Here is a 17,820-nt window from a genome sequence, read left to right as displayed (position 1 = left end):
GCTTTTATTGAATTTATTGCTGAGTGAAAAAAAACAGGTTTTATTTATTTGCGATGGCATAGACAGGATTAGGCTGATTTGGTTCCCTGTAAGTGAAATTGACCACTAATCTATCAGCAGTCAGTTCCAGATGGAGCAGAGCAGACATAAAGGATGTATTCAGATGGGGGAGCACAGGCCAATCTGGAAAAAAGGCCTGTGTTTGTTTGCAGAAGAGAAGGTGAGGAGGCTTATCCCGTCACCATCAACCGGATGGCATCCAGTCTCAGGACCGCTTTCTGAAGGGATTGATGGCCCAGAGCCGCCTGGGTCTTCAGGTGCTCAATCTCTTCATCACGAACATTGGGGTTCACGGCTTTCAGGGCGGCCAGCCGCTTGATCTCCTCGGTGACATCGGTCAGCAGGTTCTGGCAGGCTTCCGTTACTATGGGCTGAACCCGGTTCTTGGCGTAATCTTCCGCTTTTTCCAGCATGTTCAGGAAGGGCTCACGCTGAGCCTTCACCAGTTTTTTCGCCACGCCTTTTTTCAGGGGTTGCAACTGAGCATTCAGAGTATCAAACGCCACTTTCCCGGAAAGATCGTTCATGCCAGGATCTATCAGGCAGCGAACCGGAGTGGCAGGCAGATAACGATCCAGCTGGAGTGTTTTGTCGGCGCTGGTTTCCACCACGTAAATGGCTTCCAGCAGCATGGTTCCCGGCTTCAGTGCCTTGTTTTTCAGCAGGGCCACTGAGGTGTTGCCCAGTTCAGTGGTTAACACCAAATCCATGCTCTCACTGACAATGGGGTGCTCCCAGGTGAGAAAATGCATATCTTCCCGGGACAGGGCCATTTCCCGGTCAAAGGTCACGGTCATGCCATCGGCAGGCAGTCCGGGGAAGCTGGTGATCATGTGGCTGCCCGGGCGAATCACCAGGCAGTGTTTTGAATGGTCCTCGGACTCAACGCCAAACCCTTCAAACAGTTTTTCCATGAATCGCTTAAGCTGTCTGGGCTGCTCCTGCTCCTCAATATCATTGATCATGTCTTCATTGGAGACGGTGCCACGGGAGTTGAGCTCCAGCAGTCGGTCACGTCCTTTATGGAGGTGATCCAGTTGCTCCCGGTTCAGTTTTGCTGCCTTTTCCAGAAGTGGGGCAAGGTCCTCCGGGGTAATACTGCTGTCAGGTTGGAGCAGAGGGTGCAGTTCCTCCCCCAGTTCACGTTGCACCATGCTGCCCGCCGGGCAGGTGTCGGCAAAGGCATTGATGCCCTGGTCATACCACTGGAACAGAACCTCCTGGCCGGTTCCCTGAAGGTAAGGCACATGGATTTTAATGGTTTCGGTCTGGCCGATCCGGTCCAGGCGCCCTATGCGTTGTTCAAGCAGGTCGGGATGTGCAGGAAGATCGAACAGCACCAGGTGATGGGCAAACTGAAAGTTGCGCCCCTCACTGCCTATTTCTGAGCAAACCAGCACCTGGGCACCGTACTCTTCATCCGCAAACCAGGCGGCGGCGCGGTCACGCTCTACAATGCTCATGTTTTCATGGAACACGGCTGCTGGAATGCCGGATAGGATACGAAGGGCGTTTTCAAGATCCAGGGCGGTGTTGGCCTGGGCACAGATGACCAGCACTTTCTGTTTTTTCAACAGCTTCAGCAGGTTGATCAGCCAGTCTATACGGGGATCCACTTTCCACCAGGGGTCCATATCATCCACACAGATCTGAGCCTGATAGGCCAGCTCGGGGTAGAGATTGTGCTGATAATCCGTTTCTTCTTCCAGAGCAATCTGGTAAAGCTCCGGCAAGGGTTGGGGGTAGCCCTGAATAGCGCGTCCCGGGAAGCCTCCAACGGCAGCCCGGGTATTTCTGAACAGGACCCGCCCGGTGCCATGGCGATCCAGCAGCCGGTTGAGAAGCTGGTGGCGTGCGGCGGACTCATCGGCCAGGCCCAGGCTGTCAATCAGCGGCTGGCAGTCTTCTCCGAGAAAGCCCGTCAGGTGCTTCCGTGCGGTTTCCGGTAGTGCCTGGCCTTCGTTGTCCAGAAGTTCCTGGACGGCTTCAGCTACCGGCTCATAGCGCTTTTCTTCGTCCTGGTAGGAGGTCAGATCATGAAAACGGTCCGGATCCAGCAGTCGCAAACGGGCGAAATGGCTTTCCGGCCCCATCTGTTCCGGTGTTGCGGTTAGCAGCAACAGCCCGGGGATCTGCTTTGAGAGCTGTTCTACACACTGGTACTCAGGGCTTGGTTCGTCTTCTGACCAGACCAGGTGGTGGGCTTCATCAATGACCAGCAGGTCGTAGTCCGCCTCCAGAACCTGCTGCCGACGCTCTTCATTCTGGCTGAGAAAGTCCAGGCTGCAGATGATCAGCTGCTCTGAATTAAAAGGGTTGTCGTCGTCTGTATGACGGCAGCGCTCTTCATCAAACAGGCTGAAACGCAGATTAAAGCGCCGGAGCATTTCCACCAGCCATTGGTGAACCAGGCTTTCTGGCAGAAGAATCAGAACCCGGCTGGCGCGGCGGCTGATCAATTGCTGATGCAGAATCAGACCTGCTTCAATGGTTTTACCCATGCCCACTTCATCGGCGAGCATAACTCTGGGGGCATGGCGCTGGGAAACTTCCCGGGCGATATGCAACTGATGGGGGATCAGGCTGGTTCTCGGCCCCACCAGCCCCCGCATTGGGGATTTGCGCAGGCTGTGGTTGTAATTGAGGGTTTTGTAGCGCAGGGTGAAGTTGCTGTTCTGGTCAATCTGACCGGCCAGCATGCGATCCTGGGGTTTGTTGAACCGGATGTGGTTGCCCAGGTTGGATTCTGGCAGCTCACGGATAGCGCCATCCGACAGCAGGCCGGTATAGGTCAGAAGACCATCCTGTTCAATCACTTCGGTGACGGATAGGGTCCAGCCTTCATGGCTCTCTACTCGATCTCCCGGATTGAAACGAACCCGGGTCAGGGGACAGTTGCTCCTGGAGTAAAGCCGGGTTTCACCGGTCGCGGGAAACAGGAGGGTGACCATACGACCGTCGAGGGTGAGCACGGTGCCCAGGCCTTGTTCTGTCTCGGTGTCACTAATCCAGCGTTGTCCAGGAACGAAGCTCGTCATGTTTGACTACTAACCTTGTCTGACAAACAGCCCCGTTGGCATTCGACATCATTAAAGATGCCGCTCAATAAGCGCCGAGGGCTGTGTTCAATAAAACTGTGTACGATGAAATCCACTGATTGCCGGAGCCTGCCATAAGGCCCCCTGGGGATTTCGTAATGATCATACTCCCTTGGGGCTGGTTTTGCCCCGGGTTTATGATCCTTGCCGCTCTCTTGGCACCCGGATAGTGTTATCAGGGCACTGTAAAAAGCGCGCTATATTAGCGGAATCCGGTGAAAATGCACTACTGTGAAGACCGAAATTCCAGCATCAGGGGGAGTATAGTCAGCATACATCAGTTGCCGCCTGCCTGAGCGGGAGCTTTGGCAGGCGGGGGGGGGCTTATTTTCCAGGGTTGTCGAACCAGTCGAGTTGATTTGAGGTGTCTGGTGTGGACTGAGTTTGCTCTTCCGTTACGTTGGAATGAGGTACGGTTCCTGGGTCGCGGTCCTTATTTTCGGGTAATACAGGGTAGGCATTGATTGGTGAGTCTTGGGCAGCCTCTTCCATTGAGGCGGATGGACTCTTTTCCTGACTTTCTATGTCTCTCTGCCACTGGGGCTCCAGGAATTTTTGCTCATAATCGTATTCCCACTCAGAGGCGAATTCGCCAGCCCAGCCACGATTGGCAATTTCATCCCGTAAATCCCGTTTACCTTTGTTTGAATTTGTTCCTTTTTTCTGGTTTGGGTTTTGGCTCTTTTTATTATTTCGCTTAAGAGGCAGGTTGGGGGCAGATTGTGGCTCCTGCTTTTTATGGTTTGGGAATGGGGGCTTTTTGCCTCCACCATCGCCGCCCATACCGGCTGAGTTTGTTGTTGCATAGCCTCTGGAGGTCCAAGTCTGGGTACCACCTTCAGTTTGGCCTCTTTCAGGTGGCGGATTGGTGTCCGGGTTTCCAGATGGGTCAGCGGTGTGGGTACGGACAGGGTATTCAGTATCAAAATCCTCAATGGGCTGCAGCCATGCTGTACTGCCCTGAATATGAATGTCAGTTCCCCCGGTCAGGGTATAGGTTGATGTTGTGCCTGATTTGGCTGTGAGAGGGTATTCACCAGGAAAGATCAGAGGTTGTCCAGTGTATAGATAACGACCTTCAGCGGTTAATTTCCTGATCATTATCGGGCAATTACTTTCGGCAGGTGTGGAGTAAGGTGTTTCAGGAAGCTCAGGTATACAGGGTCTGATGGTGTTCAGTGCTATTAATATCGGGCTTTGAGGGTTGGTCTGGTGTAGAGCCATGGTCGTCCAGTCATTGATGTAAGAACTGTCTTCAACAGAAGCAAAGGTGATTTCAATTCCTTTAGAGGAGAATAAAAGGGTTTTGTCCAGAGGGCGGTATTGTAACTGAAAGACAATGGATTGTTCTGAGTATGGATCAATACCTGTAAAAACTGTTTTCATTATCCACCTGTCTTTCAAATAGAAAGTATCCATATGCCACTCTATTCTCTGTTTTTGATTTGAGGGCAGGGTGGTGGACAAATCAGGAAGGGTTTTTATCTGCGTTTTGAATGAAGCTGTTTTTTCAAAGGCCAGGCTTGCCGTTTCTTGCTCAGAAGAAGAGGGGCTGAAAGTTCGAAAATCTACTGGCATGCCCGGTAATTTCAAGGCGTAGGCTTTAAGTCCATCCCCGGCGTAGGAAGTACTGCCTGTAATGGGAATAAGTTGCTCGCTGCCCAAGCAAAGGGTGGGTGCTGCCAGGGCGGTAATCACTGCCGCTGTTTTCATCATTATCATCAATGCCTCATGCTGATTAATGGATAAGGGCGTTCGTCCCTGAAAATAAATAGGGATCAAGAATCCTGTGGCGATGAATATAGATGAAGTTTTCAAAGCTGACTTTTTTTATGCTGATAAAGAGTGTACTTCCCAGCTTTTATAAGGGTGTTTTTGATTCAGGCTCTTTTCCTCTACGTTGGGTATTGGTCAAGAAATCTGAGAGGAAGAAGGGCTTTATTAAAAGGTTTCTGAAAGAAAAGCGCCTTCGGGAGGTGAAAGGATTTATCAGGGGGGAGTAAAGAGGCCAGTTTACCACTGGCCTTGTCACTTCATCGCTTTCAGGCGACGGCTTCGGCAATGCTGACGGTATTGTCTTTCTGGTCAGGGGATTTCTGAATCTCCTGGAGCAGATCCGGTTTGCCTTTAAAGGCTTTGGCCAGAATGTCCTTGTTGCGGGACATCAGCAGGCCGATCTCTTCTGCCAGGGCTTCGTCGATCTCAAAATGGTTTTCCAGCATACCGGTAATGCCATCGGCAAGCTCAAGCATCCGGTCGTGTTCTTCAGCGGCTTTCTTGTCTGTAAACATACTTCCATCCCGGTCAACTCGCCACATGGGGGTAATGGACATGGGCTCTCTCCTGTATAAGGCTTATAAGTACTGTATATAAATACAGGTTTCGTGTCTAGCAGCCTGTCGTAAGTCCGACAGGCTGCTAGCTCCCCCTGTGGCCTGGCTCCTGGGAGTTACCGGCTCCGGCGCGGCTTCTGGGTGAAGCGTTTGCCCGATTTTGGTTTTCTCTGGACCTCGTTTTTCTTCAGGCGCTCCTGGGGCTTTTTCACGTAAGCCGGTGCTGGAGGCAGATCCACCAGAGCGGCCAGTTGGTCAATGTCTTCCTTTCCCAGTTCCTGGAACTGGCCCTGGCGCAGGCCGTCGGGAATGATCAGACTGCCAAAGCGCACTCGCTTCAGGCGGCTGACGGTGAGTTCCTGGGATTCCCACAGGCGGCGGACTTCCCGGTTACGCCCTTCAAGAATACAGACATGGAACCAGTGGTTGATGCCGGAACCACCGGAGTCCACAATATCCGTAAACCGGGCCATACCATCTTCCAGTTCCACCCCGTCAAACAGGTTTTTGACTTTCTGGGGGGTAATGTCCCCCATGACCCGGACCGCATACTCTCTTTCAACGGTATTGGAAGGGTGCATCAGTCGGCTGGCAAGCTCGCCATCTGTGGTGAACAGCAACAGGCCGGAGGTGTTGAGGTCCAGCCGGCCAATGGCAATCCAGCGTTCGCCCTTGAGCCTGGGCAGCTTGTCAAACACCGTAGGGCGGCCTTCCTTGTCAGACCGGCTGCAGATTTCGCCTTCCGGTTTGTTATAGGCGATAACCCGTCGTATACCGGAGGCGTATGCATCCAGTTTCACGGGGCGGCCATCAACGGAGATGGCATCGGTCAAGGTGGCACGGTCGCCGAGCGTTGCCGTTTCACCATTGACCGAAATCCGGCCGTCGGTGATCCAGCGCTCCATCTCACGGCGCGAGCCAAGGCCGGCGCCCGCCAGGATCTTCTGCAGTTTTTCGCCTTGCGGAGGGAGTGTGTCTTCAGTTGTCATGGGGTATTGGCGGGTGACCGCCTGTTTCTCAATAGGGTGTAAAGAAGGCAGGGAGTATAGCGGTACGCTGTCAGGCAGACAATCCGCTGTTCCCGAAATGGATGGAAGCCAGGGATTGTCTGGTATTGGGTGTTACGTTGAGTCGGCATTTCAGGTTAATGGAATGTTTCATCCGACTCGGTGGGAGGGTTTAGTTCAGGGTCAGGAAGACCAGAGGTGTCATCTGCCTGCAAGGCACTATTCTGATCCACTGGCTCCTCTTCATAACCTGGATGAGATGATGGGGCCTGCTCCTGGGCTAAAGGCGGTTCCACCGGAGAAGGGTTGCTCTCCTCTTCCCCCAGATCCAGGGAGTCCACTTTCTGTTTTTTGATCATGTCATCAAAGCCTTCAGGCAGATCCGCTTCCATGGCATCCAGTTCTTCAAACAATTCCTGGGCGGAGCGTTCTTCAATGACTTCCTGCTCTTCAGTTATTTCTGCGGGATCGGCTTCATCGCTGGTTGAGGCCTGGGCTTCCAGTTCTTTGGCGGCGGCCTCAAGATCCCGGATTTCAGAGAGCGTGGGCAGCTCATTGAGGTTCTTCAGGTTGAAATAATCAAGAAACTGTCGTGTGGTGGCAAACATGGCCGGTCGCCCTGGAACGTCCCGGTGCCCGACCACCCGGACCCACTCTCGCTCCTGAAGGGTGCGGACAATATTGCTGCTGACACTGACGCCGCGGATCTCTTCGATTTCCCCCCGGGTGATGGGTTGGCGATAAGCGATCAGAGCCAGGGTTTCCAGAAGGGCACGGGTGTATCGCTGGGGTTTTTCTTCCCACAGGCCGCCAATCCAGGGAGCCAGCTCCTGGCGAACCTGGAACCGGAAGCCGGAAGCCACCTGTTTCAGTTCAAAGCCTCTCTCTGCGCAGGCTTCAGAAACCGTGACCAGGGCTTCCCGGATATCATTGCCGTCGGGGCGCTGGTCTTCCGGAAACAGGCCGGCCAGCTGGTCAAGGCTGAGAGGCTTGTTGCTGGCCAGGATGGCCGCTTCCAGGATCAGGTGCAGTTCGGGTTTTTCGATCATCTATTCAATCCGGGCTTTGACGTGGATTGGGCCAAAGGGTTCACTCTGTACCAGTTCGATCAGGGATTCCTTGATCAGTTCCATAATGGCCATAAAGGTGACGACCACCCCCAGGCGGCCTTCGTCCACCCGGTAGAGAGCGACAAACGGGGTGAATCGCTCCGGTGAGAGCATGGAGAGCACTTCGCTCATGCGTTCCCGTACGGAGAGGGCTTCCTGTTCCACCTGGTGGTTTTCAAACATATCCGCCCGGCGTATGACTTCGCCCATAGCCAGCAGAATCTCCTGAAGTTCGACCTCGGGGTGGGCCTGGGTTCTTTCATAGTCCGGAGCCTGGACATTGACAGACCAGGTATTCCTTCCCATGCGGGGCAGGGCGTCTATGTCTTCTGCGGCCTGTTTGAAGCGTTCGTATTCCTGCAGCCGTCGAACCAGTTCTGCTCTGGGGTCTCCTTCCTCTTCCTCCCCTTCACTGACCCGGGGCAGCAGCATGCGGGATTTGATTTCAGCCAGGGTGGCGGCCATCACCAGATATTCTGCCGCCAGCTCGAACTGGGAGCTCTGCATTAACTGCACATACTCCATGTACTGACGGGTAATTTCTGCCACCCGGATATCCAGGATTTCCATGTTGTTGCGTTTGATCAGGTACAACAGAAGGTCCAGAGGGCCTTCAAAGGCTTCCAGAAATATTTCCAGGGCATCTGGGGGAATATACAGGTCGTCCGGCAGCTTGGTGAAAGGCTCGCCTCGAACCAGGGCCAAAGCATCCCGGGTCATGGCTGATGATCCGGGCTGTTCGACCTGGGGTTCACCCTCTTTTCCATCAGAGGTGATGGGTAGCGCTTCTGATGATTCGGCCACGGCTTCCGTCGTGGTCATGGGCATTTCACCTCGTGTCTTTATCCATTAAGTACTCTGCAGGGGCTGCATGAGTTATTGGATTGTGCAATGGCTGATCAGTTCCATCATGCCTGCAAGAGGGCCGGGCTGTCCAGTGTACAGCCCTCAACGGTAATCCAGGCCAATGGCTTCCCGGACTTCCTTAAGGGTATCCTGGGCTTCATCCCGGGCTTTTTCACAACCTTCAGCAATGATGTTTTTAACCACGTCCTGGTTGTTCTCCAGCTCCCGGGCTTCGATGCGGATGGGCTCAAGTTCTGCCTGAATGGCTTCAATCACCGGTTTCTTGCAGTCCAGGCAGCCAATACCGGCACTGGTGCAGCCCTGGTGAACCCATTCCTGCCGTTGCGGGTCGGAGTAGAGTTCATGAAACTGCCACACCGGGCACTTCCGGGGATCCCCGGGATCATTCCGGCGGATTCTGGCCGGGTCCGTGGGCATTTTCCGGATTTTGGTATTCACCTCATCAGCCGGTTCACGGAGGGTAATCGTGTTACCGTAGGATTTGGACATTTTATGCCCATCCAGCCCCGGCATTTTGGCCTGGGGGGTGAGTAAAGCCTGGGGTTCAGGGAGAATCACCTTGCCGGTCCCTTCCAGATAGCCAAACAGTCGCTCCTGATCCCCGAGGGTGATGTTGTTCTGTTCCTTCAGCAGAGCCCGGGCGGTTTCCAGGGCTTCTTCATTCCCCTGCTCCAGATAGCTTTTGCGAAGTTTCCGGTAAATGGTTCCCTGTTTTCGCCCCATTTTGCGGATGGCCAGCTCGGCATTTTCCTCAAACCCCGGTTCGCGACCGTAAAGGTGATTAAACCGGCGGGCGATCTCCCGGGTCATCTCAACGTGAGCTTCCTGGTCGCTGCCAACGGGCACCATGCCGGCGCGGTAGGCGAGGATATCGGCGCTTTGAAGCAGCGGGTAGCCCAGAAAACCGTAGGTGGAAAGATCTCTCTCTTTGAGTTTTTCCTGCTGGTCTTTGTAGCTGGGTACCCGCTCCAGCCAGGACAGAGGTGTCATCATGGACAGCAGCAGGTGAAGCTCTGCATGCTCAGGCACTTTCGACTGAATGAACAGGGTTGAGGAGCCTGGGTTGATGCCCACGGCCAGCCAGTCCACCACCATGTCCATCATATGCTGCTGGAGGTTCTCTGGATGCTCGTAATGGGTAGTCAGGGCGTGCCAGTCTGCCACAAAGAAAAAGCAGTCGTATTCGTGTTGCAGCTCCAGCCAGTTTTTTAACACTCCGTGGTAGTGGCCAAGGTGTAACTGGCCAGTAGGTCGCATGCCGGACAAGACTCGCGACTGGGGGTCTACAGCGCTCAAGGGATTCTCCCGAAATCTTCCTGAAAAGACAGGGTACGACAGTTTTAATCCAGTGGAAAGAGAGGAGTTTTCCCGGGTTTCCGGTAAAAATGTAAAAACTTGAGTGCTCAAAGATGAAAATTTTCAGCTTTTGGCCGTTATTTTCTGGGAAGCGCGTAGAAAACGGTTAGAGAGATTTCAGGCAGTCACCTAAAACATCATCAGGGACGATAACTATGATCATACCAAAGGCAGGGTTTGCTGCTTTACTTGTGTTGTTTCTTTCCCAGGCCATTGCAGGGCCTGATCCCCGGTTCCGGGAAGACAGCCCTGCCGCCAGGGATGCCCGGACAGCGGTGGAGCAGGTCCTGATCCGGGCGTATCAGGAAACTCTAGATTCTGGGCTGCATTCTGCCGAGCTGCTGACGAATGCCCCTATATCCGGTAAAACGGGGATGAGGGGGCGTCATCTGCTCTCCTTTTCCGCCTTTAACCAGTTCCCACACCTGGCTGAATGGGGGCTGGAGCATGAAGCTTATATCAGTCTCGGTGACAAAGATGAAGCCAGCATGTTGAAAATGGCCCTGGTTAATTTTAACCCGGGCATGGTTCAGTTTGCCCTTGAGCAGCAGGCCAGCCCAAACCTGCTGATGGGGGATGGCGGGGACACGATGCTGGGGGTTCTGGTTAAGTGGGAATGGCCAGCGGTTGGCTTTTTCATGGCTCGTGATTATGGCGCCAGACCCGTTTCGGAAGACGAGAGAAAGAAAGTAGTCAGTTACCTGAAAAGTCTGCCTGAAGATCAGCTGACTGAAAATCAGGGGTTCTGGGAGTGGTTGCTGCCTTTCTGGTTTGGGCGGGGGCAAAGTCTGGTTGAATACTTTGAAACCGTTGAGTTGATCGAAGAACCGGTCCTTCGTGCAGGCAGGGCAATTGAGATTGATACCGTTATGGCGGAAGTGATGGACCGGCATTTATTGGAAGCCATTCGCAGCGGTGAGCTCCCGGAAGACACTTTACTGGCCTTTGACTCCATGGGGAAAAATTTTGACGCCTTTCTGGCATTCAATGGTTTTCCCCGGACTCTGGGGTACAGGCTGAAAAACTCGGATAAGGGCTCTGAGCTGGTCAAACGGAAAGATCAGGACGGGGGAGATCTGCTGATTGCTGCAATCAAGAGTTTAAATGCAGACACGGTTGAGGCGGTGCTTTCGCAAACCCGTGAAACCGTTAACTCAGAAATATCCGCTGGCGAAGGACAATACAGTGGAGGTGACCGGCCACTCCACATTGCGGTCAAGTGGAACGTGCCTTACCGTATTTTTGAGTTGCTAATGAACAATGGAGCTGACCCGAAGCAGATCAATGGTAGTGGCAATAGTCCAGCCCAACTTCTGCGGAATTATTACCGTCAGGAATGGGTCAAGAGCAGGCAGGAAGAAAAATATAAGAGCGTCCTTGATCTGTTGGAAGGGAGACCGGTTGCTCCCCCGGCTCAGCCTCCTGCCCCGACTCCGAAAAAGCCCAGAAAGCCACGCCGGCCAAGAAGGTAACCTCAAAGGGTTGATCAGGCGACCTGGAAGGGGGTGGTATCCCCCTTCCCGGTTCTCAATACTTCCGGCACATCCTCCAGCAGGCTGATGACAGAGGTAGGCTCCATACCTCGATAGCCCCCGTCAATAATCAGATCAAGCTGTGGCTCAAGGGTCGCGCGAATATCATAGGGGTCCAGCATCGGTTCCTGGTCACCGGGCAGCTGCAAGGTTGAACTCATCAAGGGTGTCCCCAGTTCCGCCAGCAGGGCCTGCACTATGGCGCATTCGGGGACCCGGATACCGATGGTTTTTCGTTTCGGGTGCATCAGGCGCCTGGGCACTTCCCGGGAGCCTTTCAGAATAAAGGTGTAGGGGCCGGGGGTGTGGTTTTTCAGCATCCGGTACTGGGTGTTGTTGACCTGGGCGTAGGTGGCCAGTTCTGACAGGTCTCTGCAGACCAGAGTGAAGTTGTGCCGATCATCCAGCCTTCGAATTTGCCGGATACGGTCCACCGCTTTTTTGTCGCCAATATGGCAGCCCAGGGCATAAGCGGAGTCGGTTGGGTAGGCAATTACCCCCCCGGATCGAATGATCTCCACAGCCTGGCGGACCAGGCGCAGCTGGGGGTTTACAGGATGAATCTGAAAAAACTGGCTCATGGCAACTGTCAGCATTGTGTTGGCCTGCCTGGAAATCGGTCGAAGTGGATTTCTCAGGTTGTCGGCCAACCACATAAAGGGATGAAGAGTTTGGCTCCTGGCGGAAGAATAGAGGTTCATGGAGGCGGCTGCTTCATGGGTGGTCTCTCATTGGCAAGAGACCATTTGGCAAGGGGCCATGAAAACCGTTATTACGCTGAAGCGGTGGACGATCATAGCACTGCTGATCAGCTGAAAGAAGAGGCTGCGGGGTTGTTTTACCAGTCAGCCCAGACGGGAGTCGTTCCAGCAGGGAGAGTAGGAGGCAGCCGGCCAACATCGACCCAGGGGTAATCAGGGTTATGAAAGTCGCTGCCCTGGGAGGCCTTGAGTTCAAACTGCTGGCAGTAGCGTGCCATTTGCTCAACCTGACTGGGAGGGTGGTTGGAGCCCTGAACTTCCATGGCATGGCCTCCCGCCAGTTTAAAGTCTTTGATCAGAGCTCTCAGCTTCGTGGCCGTCATACGATATTTTCCAGGGTGGGCGAGAACGGCTGTTCCACCGAGAGCCCTTATCCAGGCAACGGCCCGACTCATGGGAGGCCAGAAAGCCTTAAGATTACCAATCCGACTGTTATCCAGGTACTTTCGAAAGGCGCTGTCGGCATCCGTGCAGGCACCCATCTGTATCAGCCAGTGGGCAAAATGGGGGCGGCCAATCTGAATCTGATCCGGATCCAGTGTGAATTGGTTTGGGCTTTTTTTCTGTCGTTGCATGGCTACTGACAACACCTCGGAAAAGATCCTGTCTTCAGGGAAGTCCGGCAGGCGGCGGGATAACCTCTGGGCGATATGAAGCGACCGCTTTCTTCGGGCCTCTCCCTGGTGTCTGATGATGGGGGGCAGGTCGGGGTGGTCCAGAGGAAAATTAAGCCCGACAATATGGATTTCCGCTCCGGACCAGGTGGTGGACAGCTCAATACCGGTAATCACCTTCAGGCTCCCGGCAGGCTGGAGGCCTTCAGCTGGTGGGTGCTTTGCCAGGAAAGTATGGGCGGCTACGGTATCGTGGTCGGTAATGGCGAGTATCGACACCTCTCTTTCAATGGCTCGCTGGCAGAGTTCAATGGGATCAAGGGAACCATCAGAAGCGGTGGTGTGGCTGTGTAAATCAATGGAAATCAAAATTGTACAATGCCCTGAAGTTCTTTATTTTCACTGTATAGTCCTGAGTTCATGATAAAGCCTTTTGCCAATGAAAAGCATAAGTTGCTTTACCGCCGGACGTTGCTGAGAATCACAGGATTGAGGTTCAACCTGAAATTGTGGTTTGACTGTTATTGCCCACGGGCTCAAACTGCCAACCAAGCTGAGCAAGCCTCTATGATCGGCGAGCTGTCAGCCTGTTATGTTACCCTGACTGGCCAGATATGAAACAATTGATTGACTTTATACCCCTGATTCTCTTTTTTGTGGTGTACAAAATGGACCCTGCCATGATTGAGGCAGGAGGTCTGACCGTTGAGCTGGGGGGGCCCTTTAGTGCCACTCTGGTTCTGATGCTGGCTTCAGTAATTGTTTATGGAGGGATGTTTCTGAAGCACCGGCAGCTGGAAAAAAGCCAAATGATCACGCTGGGTGCAGTGGTGTTGTTCGGGGGGATGACACTGGCGTTTCATAATGAGGCCTTCCTCAAATGGAAGGCGCCCATCGTCAACTGGATATTCGCCGCTGCGTTTCTGGGAAGTCAGTTCATTGGTGAAAAGACACTGATTCAGCGAATGATGGGACACGCCATTACGCTCCCGGATGAGATATGGGTGAAAATGAATCTCAGCTGGGTGGTGTTTTTTGTGCTGCTGGGGGCTGCAAACCTGTTTGTTGCGTTTACCTTTCATGAGATCTGGGTGGATTTCAAGGTCTTTGGCAGCCTGATTCTGACCTTCCTGTTTGTGATTGGCCAGTTCCTGTTGATTTCGAAACACATTCGGACCGAGGAGAAGTAGATGATCTATGCCATCATCAGTGAGGATGTTGAGAACAGCCTGCCCAGAAGGCTGCAGGCCCGGCCAGCCCACCTGGCCCGACTGGAGCAATTGAAAAAGGAAGGGCGGTTGCTGATGGCTGGACCCTGTCCAGCCATCGACAGCGATGACCCGGGTGAGGCCGGGTTTACTGGCAGTCTGGTCGTCGCTGAGTTTTCTTCACTGGAAGAGGCTCGGGCCTGGGCCGACTCTGATCCTTATATTGAAGCGGGTGTATATCGACAGGTTTCAGTTAAACCTTTCAAGAAAGTACTGCCTTAAATTGGAAAGCGATGTCTGTGAGTGGTCAGTGAATAGTCCGATGTCTATTGTGAAAGACGCCTTTCGTTCGAGCCTGTTTTTATCAATCCTGTGCGGGAAACACGTTTTTTATTGGTTGAGAAAAGTGCGTGGGGTTGCGATTCTGACCCTGGTTCTGTCTTCTCAGGCCACGGCGGAAACCCGGTATATCACCGATGTTACCTATGTGCCCATGCGATCCGGGCCTGGGAATGAGTATCGCATCATTCACCGGGGGCTGAAAACCGGGACCAGGCTGGAGCTTCTGGAAGAGAGTGCTGGAAATGGTTTCAGTAAAGTCCGAAGCGTTGGACAGGAAGGCTACATTCCTTCTCAGTACCTGATAAAAACGGTTCCTGCTGAACAGTTGTTGCCTTCCATTCAGGAAAAAATGGCAAAGCTCAGTGCAGAAAACACGGAGCTGAAAGCGATGCTGTCGGAGAGGGATGGCTTGCTGGAAGAGGTGACCGGACAGCTGAGTCGGACTGAAGAGCAGCTGAATCAGCAAAAGGTTGATATGCGTCGTCTGAAAGAAATTACGGCGGATCCGCTGGCGATTGATCGCAGAAACAAACAGCTGGTCGAAGAGAATCTTCGGTTGACCAATAACAGCCAGGTGCTCGAGGCTGAGAACCGGCAGCTGTTAAAGGACAATCGTATCCGATGGTATCTGGTAGGTGGCGGCACGGTTTTGCTGGGTGTTCTGCTTGGCTTGTTGCTTCCTTTGATCAGGCCCAGAAAGAAGGACAGTAGCTGGGTCTGATCTCGAACGGCTTTTGCCTTTCACCAGGCAACTTTCTTTCTCTGGTGCGAGAATGAAGTTGCCTGGTTGTCAGCTACCATTCCAGGCGTCACAACATCAATAACGGTTTTACCGGTCGTTATGACCCAGGTCCCTGCCCGGGTCAATGCAATCCCTTACGGCCTGTTTTATTTGTTTCGGTTGAGGGAAGCCGCCGTCCCGCTTTCTTTCCCAGATCTCAGCCCCGTTGAGGGTAATGACAAACACCCCGCCGGTGCCGGGTTTCAGTCTGACCTCCCCAATATCGGTTGAAAATGTACTCAGCAACTCCTGGGCCAGCCAGGCTGACCTCAGCAACCACTGGCACTGGCTGCAGTACTCTATCTCTACAATGGGCTTTTCAGTCATGGACTCCTCCCTTAGAATCCGCCGGTTATTGTTATGGCTTCAAAAGCAGAGCTTGAGAAGGTTACTGGACATCAGGAATGAGTAAAGTAGAGCCCATGGATTCCATCGTCAATCCGGCTATTGAGCAATATTGTCACGATTTCACTTCTGGAGAGTCTTCTGTTCTGGCAGAACTGGCTCAGGCAACCGTTGAAAGGACACGTTACCCGGGTAATCTTTCGGGCCGGCTGGTTGGGCAGACATTGAAAATGCTGGTTCAGATCAGTGCCAGCAAAAGGGTTCTGGAAATTGGCATGTTTACCGGCTACGCAGCCCTGTCTATGGCGGAAGGCCTTCCACTGGATGGTGTCGTATATGCCTGCGAAACCAATCCCAGGGCGATTGATATTGCCGAAGAGTTTTTTGACCGTTCACCCCATGGTAACAAAATTCAGGTTATGTTCGGGCGGGCACTGGATACGATTCCCACTATTGAGGGGCCTCTTGATCTGGTGTTTATTGATGCGGACAAAAAAAAATACCGGGATTATGTTGACCTGGTACTACCCATGTTACGCCCGGGAGGACTGCTGGTGATTGATGACGCTCTCTGGAAGGGAAGAGTGATGAACCCCGAGGACGAGCGGGATCAGGTTATTGCTGATCTGAATGAGTACCTTCAGGGACACGATGGGGTGGAGAATGTTTTGTTGCCGGTGAGGCACGGGCTTAACATAGTTAGAAAGAATATTAATATTTCACAATAGTCTTTGTAGTTATAATAGCGTGGCCATATAGTTCCTGAATTGCACATCGACTTGAGAGCAGGCTATGGATCTGGATGCCATTAACCGGGAGTTATCCTTAAAAACACCGGAAGAAGTGATTCGCTGGACCCTGGACAGGGCAAAGCAACCGGTGCTGACCACCAATTTTGGCCCCCATGAGGGAGCCATACTCCATATGGCTACCCGGGTAATGCCTGACGTACCGGTAGTGTGGATTGATTCCGGTTATGGAACCCGTGCCACCTACCAGTTTGCGGACCGGCTAATTAAAAGGCTTGAGCTGAATATCAGTGTTTACCATCCACAATACAGCCGGGGGTTTCGTGATGCGGTTCAGGGAAGCGTTCCCGAGGTTGATACTCCGGAACACGATGAATTCACGCGACAGGTGAAACTGGAGCCTTTTGCCCGGGCTATGACCTGCGTTTCTCCGGACTACTGGTTGACGGCGATTCGAAAAGATCAGACGGCTTTCCGGCAAGGGTTAGAGGTCATTTCCCGAACACGGGAGGGTTTTTACCGGGTGGCGCCGTTACTCAACTGGACAGAGTTGGATGTTGAAGAGTACCTGGTGACTCATGATCTTCCCATTGAGGAAGATTATTTCGACCCCACTAAAGTATTCGGTCACCGGGAGTGTGGGCTTCATACTTCTTCGTGACCCATAAGCCCGACAGGCTCCTATGGTTAAAACAGAGAGTATCCTGCATTGGGTCTTGGGATAGCCTTCGGGCTGATTAATATTCTTGGCCAGCGATGTCTGGGGTGGCAGCTCTGAGGATGCTCTTCTGTGACGATATAGAGCAGGGAGTCGCAACCGTCTGTGGCCACCAGGCCCTGAATGAACTGGTCAGTGGCCAGTGGGAACCAGTGACTTTTACCCTGAGCATCTTTTTCCATAAAAGCCTCCACCACAATCTTAACCGGCCGGGGATTGAAACGCGCCCAGGTGCCTTTTTCAATGGATTCCCGGCGTGCCCAGCCACCCATTGGAAGGGAGCCGGGTTGTTGCTCCCTTCTCCCCCAGGGCACCATAACCCGGAGGCCATTTCTGGTTAACACGGGTAATTGGGCTTCTGGGTTGGGGAAGTAACAGTTAATGAACTGATACTCTTCCAGGTAGAATCGGGCTCCAGCACACATTGTGACTTAATAATTACTTGTTACTGCCTCCTCTGCAGTCAGGCGTTTCTGGGGCGCTCTGCTTTCTTTGCTGCCACTCTTCAGGGGTATAGGTGTGCAGGGCAAGGGCATGAATCTTCTGGCTCAGTTCATCCGCCAATAGCGAATAAACGATCTGGTGTCGTTTAACCGGAAGCTTGCCCATAAAGTCACTGCTGACCAGAATGACCTTGAAATGGGATTCAGATCCGGGAGGTGTGTTATGGAGGTGGCTTTCATTGATTATTTCAATAAACTCCAGCTTAAATGATTCAGTCAATTTATGGCTTAAATGTTCTTTCATATTCATCGGCACACCTTATTTCTCAGCCTTTTTCGGCCGGGGCACGGTTCCTGAATTCAGTATATCACTGACCCTGGTCGTTCAATAGGGGAATGAGTTGAAAGCTTCGTGGCCGAAAAAAAATAATGGTCTATCCTCAGTATCACCTGAATCCATCGACTTGTTTTCAGGCTCCGTTCTACAGGCGATTCTC

General features: G+C 53.0%; 18 protein-coding genes. 6 read left to right on the top strand and 12 right to left on the bottom strand.

Annotated features, from left to right (window positions below):
* Positions 1-230: 230 nt before the first annotated feature.
* The 7 genes from rapA to ACNRUY_RS06290 all read right to left on the bottom strand — a co-directional run bounded on the left by rapA (position 231) and on the right by ACNRUY_RS06290 (position 9,770).
* A complete protein-coding gene (gene rapA / locus ACNRUY_RS06320) occupies positions 231-3,098 on the bottom strand; it encodes an RNA polymerase-associated protein RapA (RefSeq protein ID WP_488110795.1) in 2,868 nt (955 codons plus the stop codon).
* A 384-nt stretch (positions 3,099-3,482) separates the two neighbouring features.
* On the bottom strand, positions 3,483-4,856 hold the full coding sequence (locus tag ACNRUY_RS06315; RefSeq protein ID WP_488110794.1) for a hypothetical protein: 1,374 nt from the start codon (positions 4,854-4,856) through the stop codon (positions 3,483-3,485).
* 344 nt (positions 4,857-5,200) lie between these two features.
* Positions 5,201-5,491, bottom strand: a complete 291-nt coding sequence (locus tag ACNRUY_RS06310) for a YebG family protein (RefSeq protein ID WP_488110793.1) — start codon at positions 5,489-5,491, stop codon at positions 5,201-5,203.
* 116 nt (positions 5,492-5,607) lie between these two features.
* On the bottom strand, positions 5,608-6,480 hold the full coding sequence (gene rluB / locus ACNRUY_RS06305) for a 23S rRNA pseudouridine(2605) synthase RluB (RefSeq protein WP_488110792.1): 873 nt from the start codon (positions 6,478-6,480) through the stop codon (positions 5,608-5,610).
* Between the two features lie 155 nt (positions 6,481-6,635).
* A complete protein-coding gene (gene scpB, locus ACNRUY_RS06300; RefSeq protein ID WP_488110791.1) occupies positions 6,636-7,547 on the bottom strand; it encodes an SMC-Scp complex subunit ScpB in 912 nt (303 codons plus the stop codon).
* The gene (locus ACNRUY_RS06295; protein WP_488110814.1) at positions 7,548-8,327 is read right to left on the bottom strand and encodes a segregation and condensation protein A; all 780 of its coding nucleotides are present in this window, start codon (positions 8,325-8,327) and stop codon (positions 7,548-7,550) included.
* 228 nt (positions 8,328-8,555) lie between these two features.
* Positions 8,556-9,770 (bottom strand): tryptophan--tRNA ligase, encoded by a 1,215-nt coding sequence (locus ACNRUY_RS06290; protein ID WP_488110790.1) that lies wholly within the window; start codon positions 9,768-9,770, stop codon positions 8,556-8,558.
* A 215-nt stretch (positions 9,771-9,985) separates the two neighbouring features.
* Between ACNRUY_RS06290 and ACNRUY_RS06285 the strand changes: the two genes are divergently transcribed.
* Positions 9,986-11,302: an ankyrin repeat domain-containing protein gene (locus tag ACNRUY_RS06285; protein WP_488110789.1), complete on the top strand. Its 1,317-nt coding sequence runs from the start codon at positions 9,986-9,988 to the stop codon at positions 11,300-11,302.
* 14 nt (positions 11,303-11,316) lie between these two features.
* On the opposite strand, the gene ACNRUY_RS06280 is transcribed toward ACNRUY_RS06285, so the two are convergent.
* Together ACNRUY_RS06280 and ACNRUY_RS06275 are read right to left on the bottom strand one after the other, a co-directional pair.
* Positions 11,317-11,943 carry an L-threonylcarbamoyladenylate synthase gene (locus ACNRUY_RS06280; protein ID WP_488110813.1) on the bottom strand — a complete coding sequence of 209 codons (627 nt, stop codon included), beginning with the start codon at positions 11,941-11,943 and terminating at the stop codon, positions 11,317-11,319.
* A 257-nt stretch (positions 11,944-12,200) separates the two neighbouring features.
* Entirely contained in the window at positions 12,201-13,106 is a 906-nt protein-coding gene (locus ACNRUY_RS06275; protein ID WP_488110788.1) for a PHP domain-containing protein, read from the bottom strand.
* Positions 13,107-13,351: 245 nt separating this feature from the next.
* Here ACNRUY_RS06275 and ACNRUY_RS06270 point away from each other — a divergent pair, with 245 nt between their 5' ends.
* From ACNRUY_RS06270 to ACNRUY_RS06260, 3 genes are read left to right on the top strand one after another with little or no spacing between them, the layout of a single operon-like run.
* Positions 13,352-13,927: a septation protein A gene (locus ACNRUY_RS06270; protein WP_488110787.1), complete on the top strand. Its 576-nt coding sequence runs from the start codon at positions 13,352-13,354 to the stop codon at positions 13,925-13,927.
* Positions 13,928-14,227 (top strand): YciI family protein, encoded by a 300-nt coding sequence (locus ACNRUY_RS06265; protein ID WP_488110786.1) that lies wholly within the window; start codon positions 13,928-13,930, stop codon positions 14,225-14,227.
* A 40-nt stretch (positions 14,228-14,267) separates the two neighbouring features.
* Entirely contained in the window at positions 14,268-15,008 is a 741-nt protein-coding gene (locus ACNRUY_RS06260; protein WP_488110785.1) for a TIGR04211 family SH3 domain-containing protein, read from the top strand.
* Positions 15,009-15,116: 108 nt separating this feature from the next.
* Here ACNRUY_RS06260 and ACNRUY_RS06255 read toward each other — a convergent pair whose 3' ends face one another.
* A complete protein-coding gene (locus ACNRUY_RS06255) occupies positions 15,117-15,395 on the bottom strand; it encodes an Rdx family protein (RefSeq protein WP_488110784.1) in 279 nt (92 codons plus the stop codon).
* A gap of 77 nt (positions 15,396-15,472) precedes the next feature.
* Here ACNRUY_RS06255 and ACNRUY_RS06250 point away from each other — a divergent pair, with 77 nt between their 5' ends.
* Both ACNRUY_RS06250 and ACNRUY_RS06245 read left to right on the top strand, forming a co-directional pair.
* Positions 15,473-16,141: an O-methyltransferase gene (locus ACNRUY_RS06250; protein WP_488110783.1), complete on the top strand. Its 669-nt coding sequence runs from the start codon at positions 15,473-15,475 to the stop codon at positions 16,139-16,141.
* 64 nt (positions 16,142-16,205) lie between these two features.
* The gene (locus ACNRUY_RS06245) at positions 16,206-16,823 is read left to right on the top strand and encodes a phosphoadenosine phosphosulfate reductase domain-containing protein (RefSeq protein ID WP_488110782.1); all 618 of its coding nucleotides are present in this window, start codon (positions 16,206-16,208) and stop codon (positions 16,821-16,823) included.
* A 26-nt stretch (positions 16,824-16,849) separates the two neighbouring features.
* Here the strand turns inward: ACNRUY_RS06245 and ACNRUY_RS06240 are convergent, their stop codons facing one another.
* Together ACNRUY_RS06240 and ACNRUY_RS06235 are read right to left on the bottom strand one after the other, a co-directional pair.
* A complete protein-coding gene (locus tag ACNRUY_RS06240; protein WP_488110781.1) occupies positions 16,850-17,224 on the bottom strand; it encodes a hypothetical protein in 375 nt (124 codons plus the stop codon).
* 94 nt (positions 17,225-17,318) lie between these two features.
* A complete protein-coding gene (locus ACNRUY_RS06235; protein ID WP_488110780.1) occupies positions 17,319-17,633 on the bottom strand; it encodes a BolA family protein in 315 nt (104 codons plus the stop codon).
* Positions 17,634-17,820: the final 187 nt, after the last annotated feature.

The organism is Endozoicomonas sp. Z74 (assembly GCF_057680865.1).
The sequence above is the reverse complement of the archived record's forward strand: the minus strand, read 5'-3'. Positions and strand labels throughout refer to the sequence as shown.